Origin of the sequence: Erwinia tracheiphila (assembly GCF_021365465.1) — a bacterium.
Classification (GTDB): Bacteria; Pseudomonadota; Gammaproteobacteria; order Enterobacterales; family Enterobacteriaceae; genus Erwinia; species Erwinia tracheiphila.
In genome coordinates, this window is the sequence record NZ_CP089932.1 from 4,903,786 (window position 1) to 4,920,713 (window position 16,928).

The window sequence follows — 16,928 nt, forward strand, 5'->3', positions numbered from 1 at the left end:
ACGTTGGCTCCATTCACTTACTGTCTTCCCGCTACTTCAATTGCCCGGGTATACCTGGTTAAACCGCAGAAGCACCACCGACAATCTCAGTAAGTTCCTGGGTGATGCTGGCCTGACGCGCCTTGTTGTATACCAACTGCAGTTCTTTGATCAGGTTTCCTCCGTTGTCGGTCGCCGCCTTCATCGCCACCATACGTGCAGCCTGCTCGCTGGCCAGGTTTTCCACAACCCCCTGGTAAACCTGAGACTCGACGTAGCGATGCAGCAATGTATCCAGCAGCGCTTTCGGATCTGGTTCGTACAGGTAATCCCAGGTGCTTTTCTTAACTGCACCATCATTTTCATCCGCTGGCGGTAACGGCAGCAGCTGAACGATTTGCGGCGACTGGGACATGGTGTTGATAAACTTGTTGCTTACGACATAAAGCTTGTCGATACGACCTTCTTCATAGGCTTGCAGCATCACTTTTACCGGACCGATCAGATCGGACAGGGCAGGTTTATCCCCCATGCCGGTAACCTGTGCAATCACATTGCCGCCAACAGAACTGAAAAACGACAGGCCTTTCGAACCAATAATAGCCAGTTCGCTTTCGACGCCTTTGTCAGACCAGGCTTTCATATCAGCCAGTAATTTTTTGAACAGATTAATGTTCAAACCACCACAAAGCCCGCGGTCGGTAGACACGACCAGATAGCCAACGCGCTTAACGTCACGCTCATCCAGGTAAGGGTGCTTGTATTCCAGATTTCCTAACGCAATGTGACCTATCACTTTGCGCATGGTTTCTGCATAAGGACGGCTGGCCGCCATGCGTTCCTGCGATTTCCGCATTTTGGAGGCGGCGACCATTTCCATCGCTTTGGTGATCTTTTGCGTATTCTGGACGCTTCCGATCTTACTACGTATCTCTTTTGCGCCGGCCATAAGCTTCTCCTCAAAGCCTTGCGGCTTGCCCCGTGAGAGACAAGCCGCCAGACATTACCAAGACTGGGTTTTCTTGAACGTTTCGAGGAGGCCTTTCAGCTTTTCTTCGATTTCGTTGTTGTAGTTACCAGACTGGTTGATTTCGGCCATCAGCTCGGCGTGATCGCGATCAGCGAAAGCAAGCAAAGCAGCTTCAAAGCTACCAATTTTTGCCAGTTCAACGTCGTTCAGGAAGCCACGCTCGGCTGCAAACAAAACCAGACCCTGTTGCGCAACGGACATCGGCGCATACTGTCTCTGTTTCAATAACTCAGTCACTTTCTGACCGTGGTTCAGCTGCTTACGGGTTGCTTCGTCCAGATCGGAAGCGAACTGTGAAAACGCCGCCAGTTCACGATACTGTGCCAGAGCGGTACGAATACCACCGGACAGTTTCTTAATGATCTTGGTCTGTGCAGCGCCACCAACACGGGATACTGAGATCCCCGGGTTAACAGCCGGACGAATACCGGAGTTGAACAGGTTGGTTTCCAGGAAGATCTGACCATCGGTAATCGAAATTACGTTAGTCGGAACAAATGCGGAAACGTCGCCAGCCTGAGTTTCGATAATGGGTAGCGCGGTCAGTGAACCGGTTTTACCTTTCACTTCGCCATTGGTGAAGCGCTCAACGTAGTTGGCGCTCACGCGGGAAGCACGCTCCAGCAGACGGGAGTGGAGGTAGAATACGTCGCCAGGGAACGCTTCACGACCCGGTGGACGGCGCAGCAGCAGCGAAACCTGACGGTAGGCAACAGCCTGCTTGGACAGATCGTCATAAACAATCAGCGCGTCTTCACCGCGGTCACGGAAGTATTCGCCCATGGCACAACCCGCATAGGGCGCAAGGTATTGCAACGCAGCAGATTCAGACGCGGTAGCCACAACCACAATGGTGTTAGCCAGTGCGCCGTGCTCTTCCAGTTTACGAACCACGTTAGCAATGGTAGAAGCTTTCTGCCCGATAGCTACATACACACATTTGATGCCGGAATCGCGCTGGTTGATGATAGCATCAATGGCCATAGCGGTTTTACCGGTCTGACGGTCACCGATAATTAGCTCACGCTGGCCACGGCCAATTGGGATCATCGCATCCACCGACTTGTAACCAGTCTGCACAGGCTGGTCAACGGACTGACGGTCGATAACCCCCGGGGCGATCACTTCGATTGGCGAGAAACCATCGTTGTCGATTGCGCCCTTACCATCGATAGGTGCACCCAAGGTGTTCACCACACGGCCCAACAGGCCACGGCCAACCGGCACTTCCAGAATACGACCGGTACATTTCACCTTCATGCCTTCGGCGAGGTCCGCATACGGACCCATAACGACGGCACCAACAGAGTCACGCTCCAGGTTCAGTGCAATGGCGTAGCGATTACCCGGCAGTGAAATCATCTCACCCTGCATAACATCGGCCAGGCCGTTTATGCGGATGATACCGTCACTGACAGAAACAATAGTACCTGCATTGTGAGCTTCGCTCACGACATTGAACTGAGCAATGCGCTGCTTGATCAGTTCGCTGATTTCGGTGGAATTCAGTTGCATATGCTCCAGTCCCCTTAAGACTGCAAGGCGTCTGCAAGGCGCTCAAGACGGCCGCGTACGCTGCCATCAATGACCATATCACCCGCACGGATGATTACGCCTGCCATTACAGACTTATCAATTTTGCAATTCAGCTTAACTTTGCGTGACAGACGTTTTTCCATAGCGGCGCTGATTTTGGTCAGCTGTTCGTCACTCAATGTTGTGGAAGAGATTACCTCAACATCTGCGGTCGCATCATATGCGGCGCGGAGCTGGATAAACTGAGCCAAAACATCCTTCAGTACTGGTAAACGTTTGTTTTCGGCCATGACCTTAATGAGGTTTTGACCGGGTTCGTCCAGTTGCGAGCCGCAGATAGCGATAAACCGTTCAGCCAACGCTTCCGGCGCAAGTGCGCCGGAAAGAAGTTCTGCTACCTGTTTATTGCTGGCTACCTCAGTAGTGAACGCCAGCATCTGCTGCCAGCTATCGACATTCTGATGCTCAACAGCAAAGTCAAAAGCTGCTTTGGCGTAGGGGCGAGCTACAGTAGTAAATTCAGACATCTGCCCCTCCCTCCTTACAGTTCAGCGACCAGTTTATCAACGATGTCGCTGTTAGCAGCTTCATCCACGGAACGTTCAATAATTTTCTCGGCACCGGCAACTGCCAGCATCGCGACGCGCGACCGTAACTCTTCACGTGCACGTTTGCGTTCGGCTTCAATTTCAGCCTGCGCCTGCGTGACGATCTTATTACGTTCAGCCTCAGCTTCAGCTTTCACTTCGTCCAGGATCTGCGAACGACGCTTGTTAGCCTGTTCGATGATTACCTGAGCTTCTTCTTTCGCTTTCTTCAGCTGATCGGTCGCATTAGCCTGCGCGAGATCCAAATCTTTCTTGGCACGTTCAGCGGAAGCAAGGCCTTCGGCAACTTCTTTCTGGCGCTTTTCGATAGCGGCCATAAGAGGCGGCCATACGTACTTCATACAGAACGCGACAAACAGGATGAACGCGATAGCCTGACCGAGGATTGTTGCGTTAAGGTTCACAGCACAATGCCTCTTGTTAAGTTAAATTTTTTCTGCCAGTAAACTGGCAAAAGCCGTTCATCGCCAAACAACAGGTTTAACGATGAACAATCGATTACTGCGCGACAGCAAACATCACGTACAGACCCAGACCAACGGCGATCATCGGGATAGCATCCACCAGACCCATTACAACAAAGAACTGCGTACGCAGCAGAGGGATCAGATCCGGTTGACGCGCGGCACCTTCCAGAAATTTACCTCCTAGGATGCCGATACCGATCGCAGCACCGATTGCCGCTAAACCCATCATCACAGCGGCAGCCATGTACAGCAGATCCATATTCAGGTTTTCCATGACAGTCTCCAGTTTGTTTCAGTTAAAACGCAGTAGTGTTGAGAAAAAATCAATGTTCTTCAGATGCCATCGACAGATAGACAATCGTTAAGACCATGAAAATGAAAGCCTGTAGCGAAATGATCAGGATGTGGAAAATGGCCCATGGCACATTCAGAACCCACTGTGACCACCACGGCAACAGACCGGCAATCAGGATAAAAATCAATTCACCCGCATACATGTTTCCAAACAGTCGCAAACCAAGAGAAACAGGTTTGGACAGCAGACTTACACCTTCAAGAATCAGGTTAATCGGGATGAAAACAGGATGATTGAAGGGTTGCAAAGTCAGCTCTTTAGTAAAGCCGCCAATGCCTTTCATCTTGACGCTGTAAAACAGAATCAAAATAAATACGCCGAGTGCCATCGACAACGTGATGTTCACGTCAGCAGAAGGCACAACACGCAATGCTGGCAGGCCCAGAACATGCTCACCAATATAAGGCAGCAAATCGATAGGCAGTAAGTCCATGAAGTTCATCAGGAAAACCCAGACAAAAATCGTTAGTGCCAGCGGTGCGATAACTTTGCTTTTACCGTGATACATATCACGGACGTTCGCGTCGACAAAACCGACAACCAGTTCAACGACGGCCTGAAGTTTGCCAGGAACGCCGCTGGTTGCTGATTTCGCGACTTTACGAAACAACACCAGAAACAGCAGCCCCAGGACGACAGAGAAGAACATGGAGTCAATATTTAATACCCAGAACGTCGCGGGCGCGTCGTTTGGATTCACCAGCTCGAAGGTACGCAGGTCCAACTGAAGGTTATGCAGATGATTACCTATGTATTCCTGCGGCGTAGAGATTTCTCCTGCAGCCATGATGCCTCTTACCCTTTATTGTTAATTACAGTCGGTGCAATGATCTGAACCATCAACACCGATAACCAGGTCAGTCCCAGCGGAAAAAACGCCGCTTTAAATACACTTAGCCCGACGATGAGAACGAGAACAGTGACGATAACTTTCAGCGCTTCGCCCAACACAAAAGTCCATGCGAGCCGCCCTTTTACTTCATGTCCTGCTCTATGGCACCAGGCAAAAATCATAAAAAACACGTTTGGCAGCCATGCTGCCAGTCCGCCGATAAGAGCGGACAAGCTCCAGGTCAGATCTTTAAAGGCAAAAAATGCGCCGATTACGACAAAAGTCACCAGCTGAAGCAGCAACATGGTTCTGACGAATTTCACACTATAAAGAGACACTGACATGATGCTGAAACTCTCCTGCCCTTAGGGGACGTGTCGAGTGTCGTATAAAACTGCCTTTGCTCATGAGAGTCAAGCAGCAAAAAACGTGCAAATTATACGGTGCGCCCCTGCGATTTCAATGGATAAGTAGCGAAAAGGTGAACAATTATTTAAATTTCTTTCGTAATGACTGTTTTACAAAACAGTCATTACGCTGGAGCGGAAGAAAATCGAAGGCAAACCTTGATAAATCCGGGAATCAAAGCGTGTCAAAGATCACATTTCCAGCAATATCAGTGCACACGATTAATTGAGAATAATCTTATAAACAGGAAAAAGCATCTGATAAAGATAAATTTTTTCATAAAGTTAATAATATTAAGTTTATGAAAATACTATTATATGCATGTTTATATTCATATTGACAGTGTTGACAATTATTTCGCTTTTTTAATGGCACGACTGTTTTCAGGTTTATTAAGCATTAATATTTACCTACGTGATTACTGAAGAAAAGATAATGTCCCTGATACGTGATATTTATGAATATTGAATGTAAAAATAAGTTAAAAAAAAGCACGAAAGCCCAATTTTCTTCTGGCTCTGATGAGTGAGATCCATCACAGAATATTTTGAAAATAAATAGTTATGCTTAATAACTCCTTACTTCGTGGCAAAAGTCACTGACTACCGACGAAGATTCCACCATTACTCAACTCAGCATAAATCCGCCTGAAGGGACGCCTGCAATCAGGCTGGAGGATTGATTGCCACCAGATGCCGCTCTTCCTCCAGGCGAGGAACAGAGAGCTTAATGACGCGATTAAGGATAAATCCAGCAGGCAACGCGGAGATTTCATCCTCGGGCAGCATTCCCTTTAGCGCGTAAAATACGCCTCTTTGCGCGGGCAAATGGTGACACCAGTTCAGCATATCATTAAGTGAGGCAAATGCGCGGCTGATCACCCCATCAAAAAGGGGGTTAGCGTGAAAACCCTCTACACGACTTTGCACCAGGGTAATGTTACCGATTTGTAGTTCATGCTGTACCTGTTTCAAAAAGCGTATCCGTTTCCCCAAACTGTCCAGCAGGGTAAAGTGGGCACCAGGACGCACAATCGCTAACGGTATCCCAGGCAGCCCAGGTCCTGTACCCACATCAATAAAGTGATTTCCCTGCAAATGCGGCTCAACCACAATGCTGTCAAGAATATGGCGAATCAGCATCTGCTGCGGGTCCCGCACAGAGGTCAGGTTATAGGCTTTATTCCATTTATATAACAAAGTTACATAGCCAGCAAGCTGGGCAATCTGTCGATCAGACAGAGAGAGCCCAGCCTGTTCAAGCAAAGAGGAAAGTTCGGTAATCACAATAAATTCCGATTATCTTAAGAGAAGAGGCAAGTCATCTTGCCTCCGAATATACACAGCCAGCGGACGGCCTTACGGTCAGGGACTTTTACGTAAAAGTCCCTGTTTTTTTAGCCATATTAATAAAATTGAAATGGCCGCAGGCGTGATGCCAGAAATACGCGAAGCTTGGCCAATTGATCCTGGTTTGTGATCGTTCAATTTGGCAATCACCTCATTGGAAAGACCATTCACCTGTCGATAATCAAGGTCAAAAGACAATAACGTGTTTTCGTTACGAAGGTGGCGCGCGATCTCTTCCTGTTGACGAGCGATATAACCTTCGTACTTAACCTGAATTTCTACCTGCTCTGCTGCCTCAGCATCGCAAAGTGCTGGAGCAAAGACCTCAAGCGTCATCAGCTGCTGATAGGTCATATCCGGACGACGCAACAGATCTTCACCATTTGCCTCTTTTGTCAGCGCAGTACTCAGCACGCTATTGATTTCCTCAATGGAGGTCGATTTTGGATGAACCCGGATATCACGTAGTCTCTGGCGTTCCTGCTCGATACTTTCACGTTTTTCGTTATAACGTGCCCAGCGAGCATCATCAACCAGGCCGAGTTCCCGGCCAGCTTCAGTCAGACGCAAATCGGCATTGTCTTCACGAAGCACTAGCCGATATTCCGCTCTGGAAGTAAACATGCGGTAGGGTTCTTTCGTGCCCAACGTACAGAGATCGTCCACCAGCACACCAAGGTACGCCTGGTCGCGACGGGGTGCCCATCCCTCTTTCTCAGCAGAAAATCTGCCTGCATTAAGTCCAGCCAGCAACCCCTGAGAGGCCGCTTCTTCATAGCCGGTGGTGCCATTAATCTGACCTGCAAAGAACAGGCCCTGAATAAATTTGCTTTCAAGGGTAGGTTTAAGATCGCGAGGATCGAAAAAATCATACTCAATGGCATAGCCGGGTCGAATGATTCTTGCATTTTCCATGCCCTGCATGGAACGCACAATCTGCATCTGTACATCAAAAGGAAGGCTGGTCGAAATACCGTTAGGATAAATTTCGTTACTGGTCAGCCCTTCCGGTTCAAGAAATATCTGGTGGGCATCACGATCAGCAAAACGCATCACCTTATCTTCTATCGAAGGGCAGTAACGTGGCCCAATCCCTTCAATGACGCCTGCATACATCGGGCTGCGATCGAGATTATCGCGGATCACCTGATGGGTTTTTTCGTTGGTGTATGTGATATAGCAAGGCACCTGTTTTGGGTGCTGCGCTACATTTCCCATAAACGAGAACACGGGCAATGAGACGTCGCCGTGTTGGGGTGCCAGAACGCTAAAATCAATGGTTCTGGCATCTATACGCGGTGGCGTTCCGGTCTTTAGGCGGCTGACGCGCAGAGGAAGCTCCCGCAGACGACGGGAAAGGGGTATGGATGGCGGATCGCCTGCACGTCCACCGCTGTAGTTGTCCAGTCCAATATGAATTTTACCATCCAGAAAAGTACCAACGGTCAGCACCACGGACTTTGCACGGAATTTCAATCCCATCTGGGTAACGGCACCGACAACACGATCATTCTCAACAATCAGATCCTCAACGGCCTGTTGGAAGATCATCAGATTGGCCTGATTCTCCAAAGCGGTACGAACAGCCTGGCGGTACAGCTGCCGATCGGCCTGTGCACGCGTTGCTCTGACAGCAGGGCCTTTACTCGCGTTTAGTATCCTGAACTGTATGCCAGCCTGGTCAGTTGCCAGTGCCATCAATCCGCCCAGTGCGTCCACTTCCTTAACCAGATGCCCTTTGCCAATACCACCGATCGCGGGATTACAGGACATCTGTCCCAGCGTATCAACATTGTGGGTTAAAAGCAGAGTTTGTTGACCCATTCGGGCTGCTGCCATAGCGGCTTCCGTGCCCGCATGACCACCACCGATCACGATGACGTCAAAAGGATCTGGATAAAACATGGTACTGAACCTCGCGGTTGTGCGGTTGAATTGTCCGGGACGAGGATTCTACTTAACTTTACGTGAAGGTAAAAGCACAGGGCCTGGCATGTATTAAAAAGAAGATCTTTTTTATTTAAAGATCTCTTTATATGATCTTCTATTAGGATCCACGATCTCTGTGGATAACCTCTTTTTCTTAAGAATGATCATTGAATTGAGCTGGCTCGTTAGCTGTGAAAGATCGGTGATCCTGTCGCGTATAATCTGGGATCAAAATGCACTTTTATTCACAGGCACTGGCAGCCATCACCGTTATTATTATGATAACTACCGGTTATTACCGGGTTTACAGCATAGTTATACACATTCTTTTGCTTAAAACATCGACAAATAATATAAAAATTTACAAAAGGCCGGGGTGACGGCACCGATCAACCGCCGTTTTGCTGTTCACTTACCTGAGTAGCGTTTTCCAGCTTGCAAGCCAGACTTCTGCGGGATCTTCCGGGATCTCATGCTCAAGGACATCAATATCAAGACGATCACCAAGCCGCTTTGCTCCACAGGCGCTCAACAGACGATCCAGTTTATCAATCGCGCCACAGAACAGATCGTATTCCCTATTGCCGATGCCTATGGCACCATAGCGTACCTTACTTAAATCAGGGGTGTCCTCTTCGATAGCATCGAAAAACGGTTGCAGGTTATCAGGAAGTTCACCTGCTCCATGCGTTGAGGTTACTACTAACCAGATTCCTTCTGTTTTTAGTTCGTCCAGCTCCGGGCCGTGTAGTAGCTCCGTTGAAAAACCTGCTTCTTCTAACTTTTCAGCGAGCATTTCTGCAACATATTCTGCGCTACCTAAGGTACTACCGGTGATTAAGGTTATGTCGGCCATGTAAAATCCCTGTTCATAAAGTTAGCTATTGTACGCTGTGAATAGTATGGGATCTACCTGTGTATAATTAAGGTTGTTCGCCGGAAATACAGGTATGGGCAGGGGCGGAACGACAAGGTTATTTGTCAGACGAAAATGCGTTTTGTCTGTGAGCGGTCAGAGGCTGGCCCTGCGGCTAAATCGTTCATGGTTAGGAAACTGAATCATCGTTTTAAAAATTTCCTGACCATGAGCAGCAGTGTCTGTAATGCAGTAATGATGTGCCATCGGGAACGTTATGGTCATAAAATGGCATTTGCGGCGCGTTTTTAACCTGAAAGCTGTTTTTCAGACGCACTTATCCCGCAGTCTGTGCCAGAAGCCATCGTTTCCGGTCGATGTTATGCAGTCTTTCTGCCACCAACTCCGACGCGTGCCTCCCGGCCTGCGCACTGCTGAAGCGCAGTCGGTTGCCGCACAGAATGCATTTGTACGGATCCGTGCGCAGAAATTCTTTCATCAGCGCGGCGAAGCCGGGCTTCTCCGGTTTTTTCCGCGCTTCCATCTCCAGGGCTTCATACACCTTCGGCAGCAGGCTACCCCGTTTACGGTTTGATAAAAAACCGTAATAACGCACCATCTTAAAATGCTTCGCCGGGATATGGCTGATATAACGTCCGATCATATCTTCCTGCGTCAGCGTCTGCTGCCGGTACTGCTGCGTACGGTGGTCGTAATAGTGGTGCACCACCGCGCCGCCGCTGTAGTGCCTCAGCTTCGCCGCCGACACGGGGGGCCGTTTCAGGTACCGGCCCAGATATTTGACGCTCCGCCAGGCCCCCCGGGTCTTCTTCGCGAAGTGGACCTTCCAGCGGCGCCCGTACTGCGCCTGCAGATAGCGCAGCCACTGTTTTTTGTCGTGGATATGCCCCAGCCCCGGCAGCCTGCCGGGGTTAATCAGGTCATAGCTGTGGCGCAGCAGCCGGATGACGGCTCCGCGCCAGATTTCCTCCACGGCATGCTTTTTAAAGAAGAGGTCGCGCCATACGCCGTGTTTAATATCAAGCCCGCCGCGGGTGACGGAGAGATGAATGTGGGGATGCTGGTTGAGCTGGCGACCGTAGGTGTGCAGGGCGCAGAAGATACCGACTTCCACACCCTGTTTTCTGGCCCAGCGGAGCATGGCGCGGGTGGCTGCGCGGAACAGGGCATTGAGCAGAGGCCAGTTATTGTTGAAAAAGGGCCACAGCAGATGGGGCATGGTGAAGGTGATATGCTGCCAGTCGCAGTCGGGCAGAATTTGCTGTTGCTCTGTAATCCACTGCTCCGTGGCCTTATGTCCGCAGGAGCTGCAGCCTTTTGATTTACAGGTCTGGCAGAAGAAGCGGGTGTGGGTGCAGTCCGGGGAGGCGCAGCAGTATCGCTTCACCCCCATGGCAGCAGTGCCGCAGGCGAGCATGCGCTCGACGCAGAGTACGGTCCAGGGGCTGAGGGTGTCCCCGTGTTTATCCATATACCGGTTCCAGGCGTCATCAGTGGTGAACAGCAGTTTTGCCGGGCGCGGGATATACATGCGGCGGATTATCGCTCTGCAGTGGCACCGGTATTATAGTGCCAGTCGTCACAGTCATCGGCCCAGTTGTCGGTGTGTTTATCCCAGGGAGCGAAGGTCACCGGCAGCATGCCGGATTCTGTGGCGATAATAAACACATCGGCTGGCATGGACTCAAGGACGACATCGCCGTCGGGTGAGTCAGGCGGCTCAAAGCCGCGGATGATGCAGACGAGAGGCGGGTCGAAGTGTGTATCGAGGAAAAACTGTGGCCCCAGGTGGACACAGTGACGAATGGCATCCTGCGGAGTGTCGTAAAAAACTCGTCGGGGTCGTCATAATCGCTCCGGGGCGGAATGGACACCAGAAAACGCTTAGGATATCCGGGTATAGCGCGTCGGGACGAGGGCGTGGGTTTACGCTTTCTGGGGGCTTTGCTACGGGCCATGTGAATGATTTCCTGAGAAATTAACATACCGCAGAGTATAAAGCTGTGAGCCGGTCATGAACACCCTCGGAACGGCAGAGCCGTGACGCTCGCCCTGTAAGGGCGCTATGTTCAAAGACCTTTCAGCTCAACTTTAGCTACTCCGGTGCCAAACCAGACACACACCAGACCATTGTTAATATGGCCATGAATGGTTACGGATGTCGCGATACCGCACGGGTTCTCGGTATCAGCCTCAATACGGTTCTGCGGCACGTAAAAAAATTTCGCCAAAGCAGGTAGCTGAGAATATCGACCCCGAAACGGAGATTGTTATCTGCTGTGAAGCCGGTGAACAATGGTCTTACGTGCGGTGTAAAAGCAATCCCCGGTGGTTGTTCTATGCTTATGACCGTATCCGCAAACGTGCTCTGGCCCACGTCTTCGGCCCGAGAAATGCCCCGACCCTGCGACGATTGCTGGCCCTGTTAAGCAAATTTAACATTGCCTTTTATATGACAGATGCGTGGCCGGTTTATAAAGTTCTGTTAAGTGCAACAGGCCACGTGGTGAGCAAGAAATATACCCAACGGACAGAACGACATAATCTTAATCTTCGCACACATATCAAACGACTGACCCGCAGAACAATTTGCTTTTCGAAGTCAGAGGAAATGCACGATAAGATCATCGGTTGGTATCTTACTCTTCATCATTATCAATAAATCTGCGTCACGACCAATTTTTTCTGATGGCGCAATTTTTAATGTCACAATTGCTTCCCGTGAGATGAGAAAATTTAATCATCAAGATTATTATTTCAGTGCCAGTATATTATTTTTCGAGAAGGATAATACAGTGGCGCAATGTCTGTGAACAGATGATAGGATTGATTATTTCTGGTTATTTCAGGGAGGATATTGAGATGTATCCTCTGAAGGATATATTGCCAGGTGATTTTTATTAAGACGAGTAATGCATATCTTTGCGGGTTTAAAAATATTGAGTTAATTTCGACAGGTTATATTAGCGCAGAGCGTACTGGCTTTATCACTTACTGGTCACAAGGAAATATTTTATAAAGAATGATTTATCGCCCGTATGAGGGGGAAAGTGGCAGGTGGCCGCCACTGCCCACGCAAAGATCGTCGACCTTTTTATCCAGTGTGATACTTGTACGTGGGCGTATCACTTGCCAATACAAAAACTGGAAAAAATGCGCCCCAGTAGATCGTCAGAAGTAAACTCTCCGGTTATTTCACTTAGCGCCAGCTGGGCGGCACGAAGCTCTTCAGCCAGTAATTCTCCCGCTTTGGTGCCAGTCAGCTGTTCTTTTCCCTGAAGTAAATGAGTCGAGGCTAACGCTAAAGCCTGCAAGTGGCGCCTGCGGGCCAGGAACCCACCTTCTGTGTTTCCCGCAAAGCCCATGCTTGCTTTAAGATGATTGCGTAGTACCTCAATTCCTTCGCCAGAGCGGGCGGAAAGCCGAATAAGTGAGTGACCATTCACTTTCTCGATACGCGCCTCTTCACCCGTAATATCGGCTTTATTACGAACGACGGTAACAGGTAATGAAGCCGGAAGCCGCGTGATAAAGTCCGGCCAGATTACGGCAGGTTCCGTTTCGCGGGTGGTGGTGCCGTCTACCATAAAAAGAACCCGATCGGCCTGCTCTATTTCCTGCCACGCCCGTTCTATGCCGATACGCTCGACTTCATCACTTGCCTCGCGCAGCCCGGCTGTATCAATAATGTGCAGTGGCATACCATCAATATGAATATGTTCTCGTAGTACATCCCGGGTAGTTCCGGCAATGTCGGTAACGATAGCCGCTTCCCGGCCTGCCAGCGCATTGAGCAGGCTGGATTTACCTGCATTCGGGCGACCGGCGATGACCACCTTCATGCCTTCTCTTAATAAGCTGCCCTGGCGTGCTTCAGCCCGAACGTCATTAACACGCGCTATCACCTGGTTTAGCTGGGCTTCGATTTTACCGTCTGACAGAAAGTCAATTTCTTCATCTGGAAAGTCGATCGCCGCCTCAACGTAGATTCGAAGGTGAGTAAGTGCTTCCACCAGCTCATTGATCCGCAGTGAAAACGCCCCTTGTAATGAGTTGAGCGCAGAGCGGGCCGCCTGTTCTGAACTGGCATCGATCAAATCGGCAATGGCCTCTGCCTGGGCAAGATCGAGTTTATCGTTGAGAAAGGCACGCTCAGAAAATTCACCCGGTCGCGCAATACGCACACCAGAAATAGAGGTGATTCTCTTAAGCAATAAGTCGAGGATGACCGGGCCACCGTGTCCCTGTAACTCAAGCACATCCTCGCCGGTAAAAGAGTTCGGTCCTGGAAACCAGAGCGCGATTCCCTGATCCAGCTTCACATTATGGTTGTCCATAAAGGGCAGATAATCGGCATGGCGTGGGCGCGGTAGTTTTCCCAGTACTAAGCGAGCCACGTCGGCCGCTTGCGGCCCGGAAACGCGCAGAATACCCACACCGCCGCGTCCTGGCGGTGTGGCTTGGGCGACGATGGTTTCGCTGTGATTCATGAATAGCTCTCTTATTAAGGTAAAAAAATAAGGCGGCCAACAGACCGCCTTATGATAACGATTGTATTAACGCGTCACAAATTACGCTTTCTTCTTGTCCCGGCTGTGTAAACCACGTTTTTCCAGTCCACGGTAGATAAGCTGCTGCTGAATAATGGTCACCAGGTTACTGACGATGTAATACAGCACCAGACCGGATGGGAACCACAGGAAGAACACCGTGAAAATGACGGGCATGAACGTCATGATCTTCTGCTGCATTGGGTCGGTGACGGTAGTCGGAGACATCTTCTGAATGAAGAACATCGTCATGCCCATTAAGATCGGCAGAATATAGTATGGGTCCTGTGCTGACAGGTCATGGATCCATAAAGCGAAAGGCGCGTGGCGCAGTTCAACGGAGCCCATCAGCATGTAGTAAAGCGCCAGGAAGATAGGCATCTGGATAACCAGCGGCAGGCAGCCACCCAACGGATTGACCTTCTCAGCCTTGTAAAGTGCCATCATCTCCTGGCTCATACGCTGCTTATCTTCACCCAGACGCTCACGCATTGCCTGAATTTTAGGTTGCAGCATGCGCATCTTCGCCATTGAGGTGTACTGCGCCTTGGTGAGCGGGTACATGATGCCACGTACGATAAAGGTGATGATGATAATCGAGAAGCCCCAGTTACCAATAAAGCTGTGGATAAACTTCAGCAGCTTGAACAGTGGCTGAGAGATAAACCATAGCCAGCCGTAATCAACGGTCAGGTCTAAATGAGGCGCAATCGCGGCCATTTTATCCTGAATCTCCGGGCCGACCCAAAGGGTGGCCGCCAGATTATGCTGTGCGCCTGGGGCAACCGTAACTGGTGCTGACTTGTAGCCAATAGCGGCAATGCCGTTACCCAGATTAGCCGTATAAAGCGTGTTACTTCCGCTGGTGCGTGGCACCCATGCCGCCGCGAAATATTGCTGAAGCATCGCAACCCAACCATTGTTGGTGCTGACATTCAGATTCTCATCACTGCTGATTTTGTCGAATTTATACTTCTCGTAGTTAGCCTCACCGCTGGAGTAAGCCGCACCACGGAAAGTATGCAATGCAAAGTTATTGCTGCCGGTATCACGGTGCTTGGGCAGGTCGATAGTCTGTTTCAACTGACCAAACATCGCCACTTCAAGCGGTTGTTGGGTGGTGTTGTTAATCTGGTAATTGACACCGATCGCATATTCACCGCGTTTCAGAACGAATGTTTTCGTCCAGGTCACGCCGTTTTCTGCGGTATAGGTCATCGGAATACGCAGTTCGCTCTGACCGTCAGCCAGTGCAAAGTTGTCCTGAGACGTGGTGAAAAGTGGACGTGCGCCATTGGCCGGATTATCAGGACCATTGCGTCCGGTCAGACCACTTTGTGCCTGGTACAAAAAGCCCGGCGTGTTTTCCAGCAGCTGGAAAGGCTGATCGGAACCAAGTTTATCCGGGTAGGTCAGCAGCTGCGCCTGCTCGATATCGCCACCGCGGGTGTTGATTTGTAAAGACAGGACATCAGTCTTAACGGTGATCATTTTGCCTTGTCCGCTGGCAGGGACGCCCTGATTGACGGTATCACCGGCTGCTGTCGTGTTTTGCGTGGTCTGGGTCTGCAGAGGCTGCGGAGCATGGTCCGTCTGCCAGGCTTGCCAGAGCATAAAAGACACGAACAAAAAAGCGATGAGGAAAAGATTGCGTTGCGAATCCATCGTTAATGTTCTCTGGTATCAAGGGTTATTTGGCGGCACTGGATCATTGCCACCCGTGTTTAAAGGATGGCATTTTAATACGCGTTTTATTGTCAACCAACTGCCTTTTATCAACCCAAAGCGGCGCAATGCTTCTATACCATATTGCGAGCAGCTTGGATGAAAGCGACAGTGTGGTCCCAGAAGTGGGCTGATAACGCGCTGGTACACGCGGATTAGCCCAATCAGGCACCGCGAGCCAAGCGACAGTGACGGTGCCATAATTTCTCCAACGCTTCCGTCAGTCCATGGTTATCCAGGTCGCCGACGCCTTTTTTTGCTACCACCACAAAATCCATGGCGGGTAGATCATGCTGCCGCAGACGAAAACTCTCTCGGATCAATCGTTTGATCCGATTGCGTTCATGTGCGCGTTTAACATTTTTCTTGGCGACGGTAAGACCGATGCGGGGATACCCCAGCGAGTTAAGGCGGCCGAGAATGGTGATTTGCGGCGTACCGGCTCTTTGCGGCTGCTGGAAGACGAAAGTGAAATGAGTGGGAGTCAACAAACGTAACTCCCTGGGAAATGCGAGCTTAACCACTCAGCGGTTAGCTTTTATTACTTAGAAACGGTCAGACGTGCACGGCCTTTAGCACGACGACGTGCAATAACCTGACGACCATTTTTTGTTGCCATACGAGCACGGAAACCATGTGAACGGTTGCGTTTCAGTACGGACGGTTGAAAAGTGCGTTTCATGGCGATTTTTACCTAAACCTGGAAAATTTCACTTGTTGACGCGCTGGATGGTCAGTAAACCGACCGACGCCTCAGTGTATCTTTAATAAAGAGGCGGGATTGTAATAAGTGTACAGTCCGGAGTCAATTTACTTCGCGTTATAAACCGCGTCTGGTATATCCCTTTCGACTGCAAAACCAGCCGATCTGGGCCAGAGCGCAACACGCCGGGGCACGAATTATACGAACTATGAGATAAAGCGCAAGGATCGCGCGCGATCTTCCTGTGATCTTCTCGCGCAGGTGCGATAAAACGCCGGGGCGTGTTATCAGAGGACGTCGACAGGGGAGATATTCATGCCTGCCGCAGAGAAGTGGTCAGAAAGGTATCCTGCGATTATGGGCCTGTGGATAAATTGGATCAAAACAGGCCAGAAAGTGAAGATCTCTGCTGCGCTTTGCGCTATGATCCGCCCTCCCGTTAGCGATCCTCCCGATCGGTCAGCGGCGGAGAAACCGCAGACAGCGGTTCGTATGTGCTTCATCTGCATGCGTCAACAATGATGAATTTATCGCTTCAGCGTCTTTTTTTCTTGTCGAATTTTTTCGAGTGGAGTTCGCC

16 protein-coding genes and 2 pseudogenes are annotated in these 16,928 nt (G+C 50.1%); 1 reads left to right on the top strand and 17 read right to left on the bottom strand.

The features are described from left to right. Nucleotides 1–58: 58 nt before the first annotated feature. The 12 genes from atpG to LU633_RS25470 form a co-directional block, all read right to left on the bottom strand. Nucleotides 59–928, bottom strand: coding sequence for a F0F1 ATP synthase subunit gamma (gene atpG, locus LU633_RS25415; RefSeq protein WP_016192409.1), 870 nt, complete (start codon nucleotides 926–928; stop codon nucleotides 59–61). 54 nt (nucleotides 929–982) lie between these two features. Continuing rightward, on the bottom strand, nucleotides 983–2,524 hold the full coding sequence (gene atpA / locus LU633_RS25420) for a F0F1 ATP synthase subunit alpha (protein WP_016192410.1): 1,542 nt from the start codon (nucleotides 2,522–2,524) through the stop codon (nucleotides 983–985). 14 nt (nucleotides 2,525–2,538) lie between these two features. Next, entirely contained in the window at nucleotides 2,539–3,072 is a 534-nt protein-coding gene (atpH, locus tag LU633_RS25425; protein WP_016192411.1) for a F0F1 ATP synthase subunit delta, read from the bottom strand. A 14-nt stretch (nucleotides 3,073–3,086) separates the two neighbouring features. Further along, nucleotides 3,087–3,557, bottom strand: a complete 471-nt coding sequence (gene atpF / locus LU633_RS25430; RefSeq protein ID WP_016192412.1) for a F0F1 ATP synthase subunit B — start codon at nucleotides 3,555–3,557, stop codon at nucleotides 3,087–3,089. A gap of 94 nt (nucleotides 3,558–3,651) precedes the next feature. After that, nucleotides 3,652–3,894: a F0F1 ATP synthase subunit C gene (atpE, locus tag LU633_RS25435; protein WP_016192413.1), complete on the bottom strand. Its 243-nt coding sequence runs from the start codon at nucleotides 3,892–3,894 to the stop codon at nucleotides 3,652–3,654. Nucleotides 3,895–3,943: 49 nt separating this feature from the next. Then, nucleotides 3,944–4,762, bottom strand: coding sequence for a F0F1 ATP synthase subunit A (atpB, locus tag LU633_RS25440; protein WP_016192414.1), 819 nt, complete (start codon nucleotides 4,760–4,762; stop codon nucleotides 3,944–3,946). Nucleotides 4,763–4,770: 8 nt separating this feature from the next. Then, nucleotides 4,771–5,151: a F0F1 ATP synthase subunit I gene (gene atpI / locus LU633_RS25445; RefSeq protein WP_016192415.1), complete on the bottom strand. Its 381-nt coding sequence runs from the start codon at nucleotides 5,149–5,151 to the stop codon at nucleotides 4,771–4,773. Between the two features lie 729 nt (nucleotides 5,152–5,880). Continuing rightward, nucleotides 5,881–6,501, bottom strand: coding sequence for a 16S rRNA (guanine(527)-N(7))-methyltransferase RsmG (gene rsmG / locus LU633_RS25450; protein WP_016192416.1), 621 nt, complete (start codon nucleotides 6,499–6,501; stop codon nucleotides 5,881–5,883). 78 nt (nucleotides 6,502–6,579) lie between these two features. Beyond that, nucleotides 6,580–8,469, bottom strand: coding sequence for a tRNA uridine-5-carboxymethylaminomethyl(34) synthesis enzyme MnmG (gene mnmG / locus LU633_RS25455; RefSeq protein WP_016192417.1), 1,890 nt, complete (start codon nucleotides 8,467–8,469; stop codon nucleotides 6,580–6,582). Nucleotides 8,470–8,905: 436 nt separating this feature from the next. After that, a complete protein-coding gene (gene mioC / locus LU633_RS25460) occupies nucleotides 8,906–9,349 on the bottom strand; it encodes an FMN-binding protein MioC (protein ID WP_016192418.1) in 444 nt (147 codons plus the stop codon). Between the two features lie 337 nt (nucleotides 9,350–9,686). After that, nucleotides 9,687–10,901, bottom strand: coding sequence for an IS91 family transposase (locus LU633_RS25465; protein ID WP_046371879.1), 1,215 nt, complete (start codon nucleotides 10,899–10,901; stop codon nucleotides 9,687–9,689). An 8-nt stretch (nucleotides 10,902–10,909) separates the two neighbouring features. Beyond that, nucleotides 10,910–11,050 (bottom strand): hypothetical protein, encoded by a 141-nt coding sequence (locus tag LU633_RS25470; protein ID WP_161796965.1) that lies wholly within the window; start codon nucleotides 11,048–11,050, stop codon nucleotides 10,910–10,912. Between the two features lie 383 nt (nucleotides 11,051–11,433). Between LU633_RS25470 and LU633_RS25475 the strand changes: the two are divergent. Continuing rightward, nucleotides 11,434–12,032: pseudogene (locus LU633_RS25475) on the top strand (IS1 family transposase); the annotation flags it as partial. Nucleotides 12,033–12,495: 463 nt separating this feature from the next. Here the strand turns inward: LU633_RS25475 and mnmE are convergent. From mnmE to rpmH, 5 genes and pseudogenes are all read right to left on the bottom strand, one after another. Beyond that, the gene (gene mnmE / locus LU633_RS25480; RefSeq protein ID WP_016192419.1) at nucleotides 12,496–13,860 is read right to left on the bottom strand and encodes a tRNA uridine-5-carboxymethylaminomethyl(34) synthesis GTPase MnmE; all 1,365 of its coding nucleotides are present in this window, start codon (nucleotides 13,858–13,860) and stop codon (nucleotides 12,496–12,498) included. Between the two features lie 81 nt (nucleotides 13,861–13,941). Continuing rightward, entirely contained in the window at nucleotides 13,942–15,585 is a 1,644-nt protein-coding gene (gene yidC / locus LU633_RS25485; RefSeq protein WP_016192420.1) for a membrane protein insertase YidC, read from the bottom strand. 2 nt (nucleotides 15,586–15,587) lie between these two features. Next, nucleotides 15,588–15,846, bottom strand: a pseudogene (gene yidD, locus LU633_RS25490) (membrane protein insertion efficiency factor YidD). Then, complete coding sequence (rnpA, locus tag LU633_RS25495; RefSeq protein ID WP_016192422.1) at nucleotides 15,810–16,169, bottom strand: ribonuclease P protein component; 360 nt, start codon at nucleotides 16,167–16,169, stop codon at nucleotides 15,810–15,812. Before rnpA ends, yidD begins: the two are co-directional and overlap by 37 nt. 17 nt (nucleotides 16,170–16,186) lie before the next feature. Beyond that, entirely contained in the window at nucleotides 16,187–16,327 is a 141-nt protein-coding gene (gene rpmH, locus LU633_RS25500; RefSeq protein ID WP_016192423.1) for a 50S ribosomal protein L34, read from the bottom strand. Nucleotides 16,328–16,928 lie beyond the last annotated feature (601 nt).

Excerpts from the sequence above, each read along its gene's own strand:
- atpG (WP_016192409.1), bottom strand. The coding sequence starts at position 928 with ATGGCCGGCGCAAAAGAGATACGTAGTAAGATCGGAAGCGTCCAGAAT.
- atpA (WP_016192410.1), bottom strand. The coding sequence starts at position 2,524 with ATGCAACTGAATTCCACCGAAATCAGCGAACTGATCAAGCAGCGCATT.
- atpH (WP_016192411.1), bottom strand. The coding sequence starts at position 3,072 with ATGTCTGAATTTACTACTGTAGCTCGCCCCTACGCCAAAGCAGCTTTT.
- atpE (WP_016192413.1), bottom strand. The coding sequence starts at position 3,894 with ATGGAAAACCTGAATATGGATCTGCTGTACATGGCTGCCGCTGTGATG.
- atpB (WP_016192414.1), bottom strand. The coding sequence starts at position 4,762 with ATGGCTGCAGGAGAAATCTCTACGCCGCAGGAATACATAGGTAATCAT.
- atpI (WP_016192415.1), bottom strand. The coding sequence starts at position 5,151 with ATGTCAGTGTCTCTTTATAGTGTGAAATTCGTCAGAACCATGTTGCTG.
- mnmG (WP_016192417.1), bottom strand. The coding sequence starts at position 8,469 with ATGTTTTATCCAGATCCTTTTGACGTCATCGTGATCGGTGGTGGTCAT.
- mioC (WP_016192418.1), bottom strand. The coding sequence starts at position 9,349 with ATGGCCGACATAACCTTAATCACCGGTAGTACCTTAGGTAGCGCAGAA.
- LU633_RS25465 (WP_046371879.1), bottom strand. The coding sequence starts at position 10,901 with ATGTATATCCCGCGCCCGGCAAAACTGCTGTTCACCACTGATGACGCC.
- LU633_RS25470 (WP_161796965.1), bottom strand. The coding sequence starts at position 11,050 with ATGCCAGCCGATGTGTTTATTATCGCCACAGAATCCGGCATGCTGCCG.
- mnmE (WP_016192419.1), bottom strand. The coding sequence starts at position 13,860 with ATGAATCACAGCGAAACCATCGTCGCCCAAGCCACACCGCCAGGACGC.
- yidC (WP_016192420.1), bottom strand. The coding sequence starts at position 15,585 with ATGGATTCGCAACGCAATCTTTTCCTCATCGCTTTTTTGTTCGTGTCT.
- rpmH (WP_016192423.1), bottom strand. The coding sequence starts at position 16,327 with ATGAAACGCACTTTTCAACCGTCCGTACTGAAACGCAACCGTTCACAT.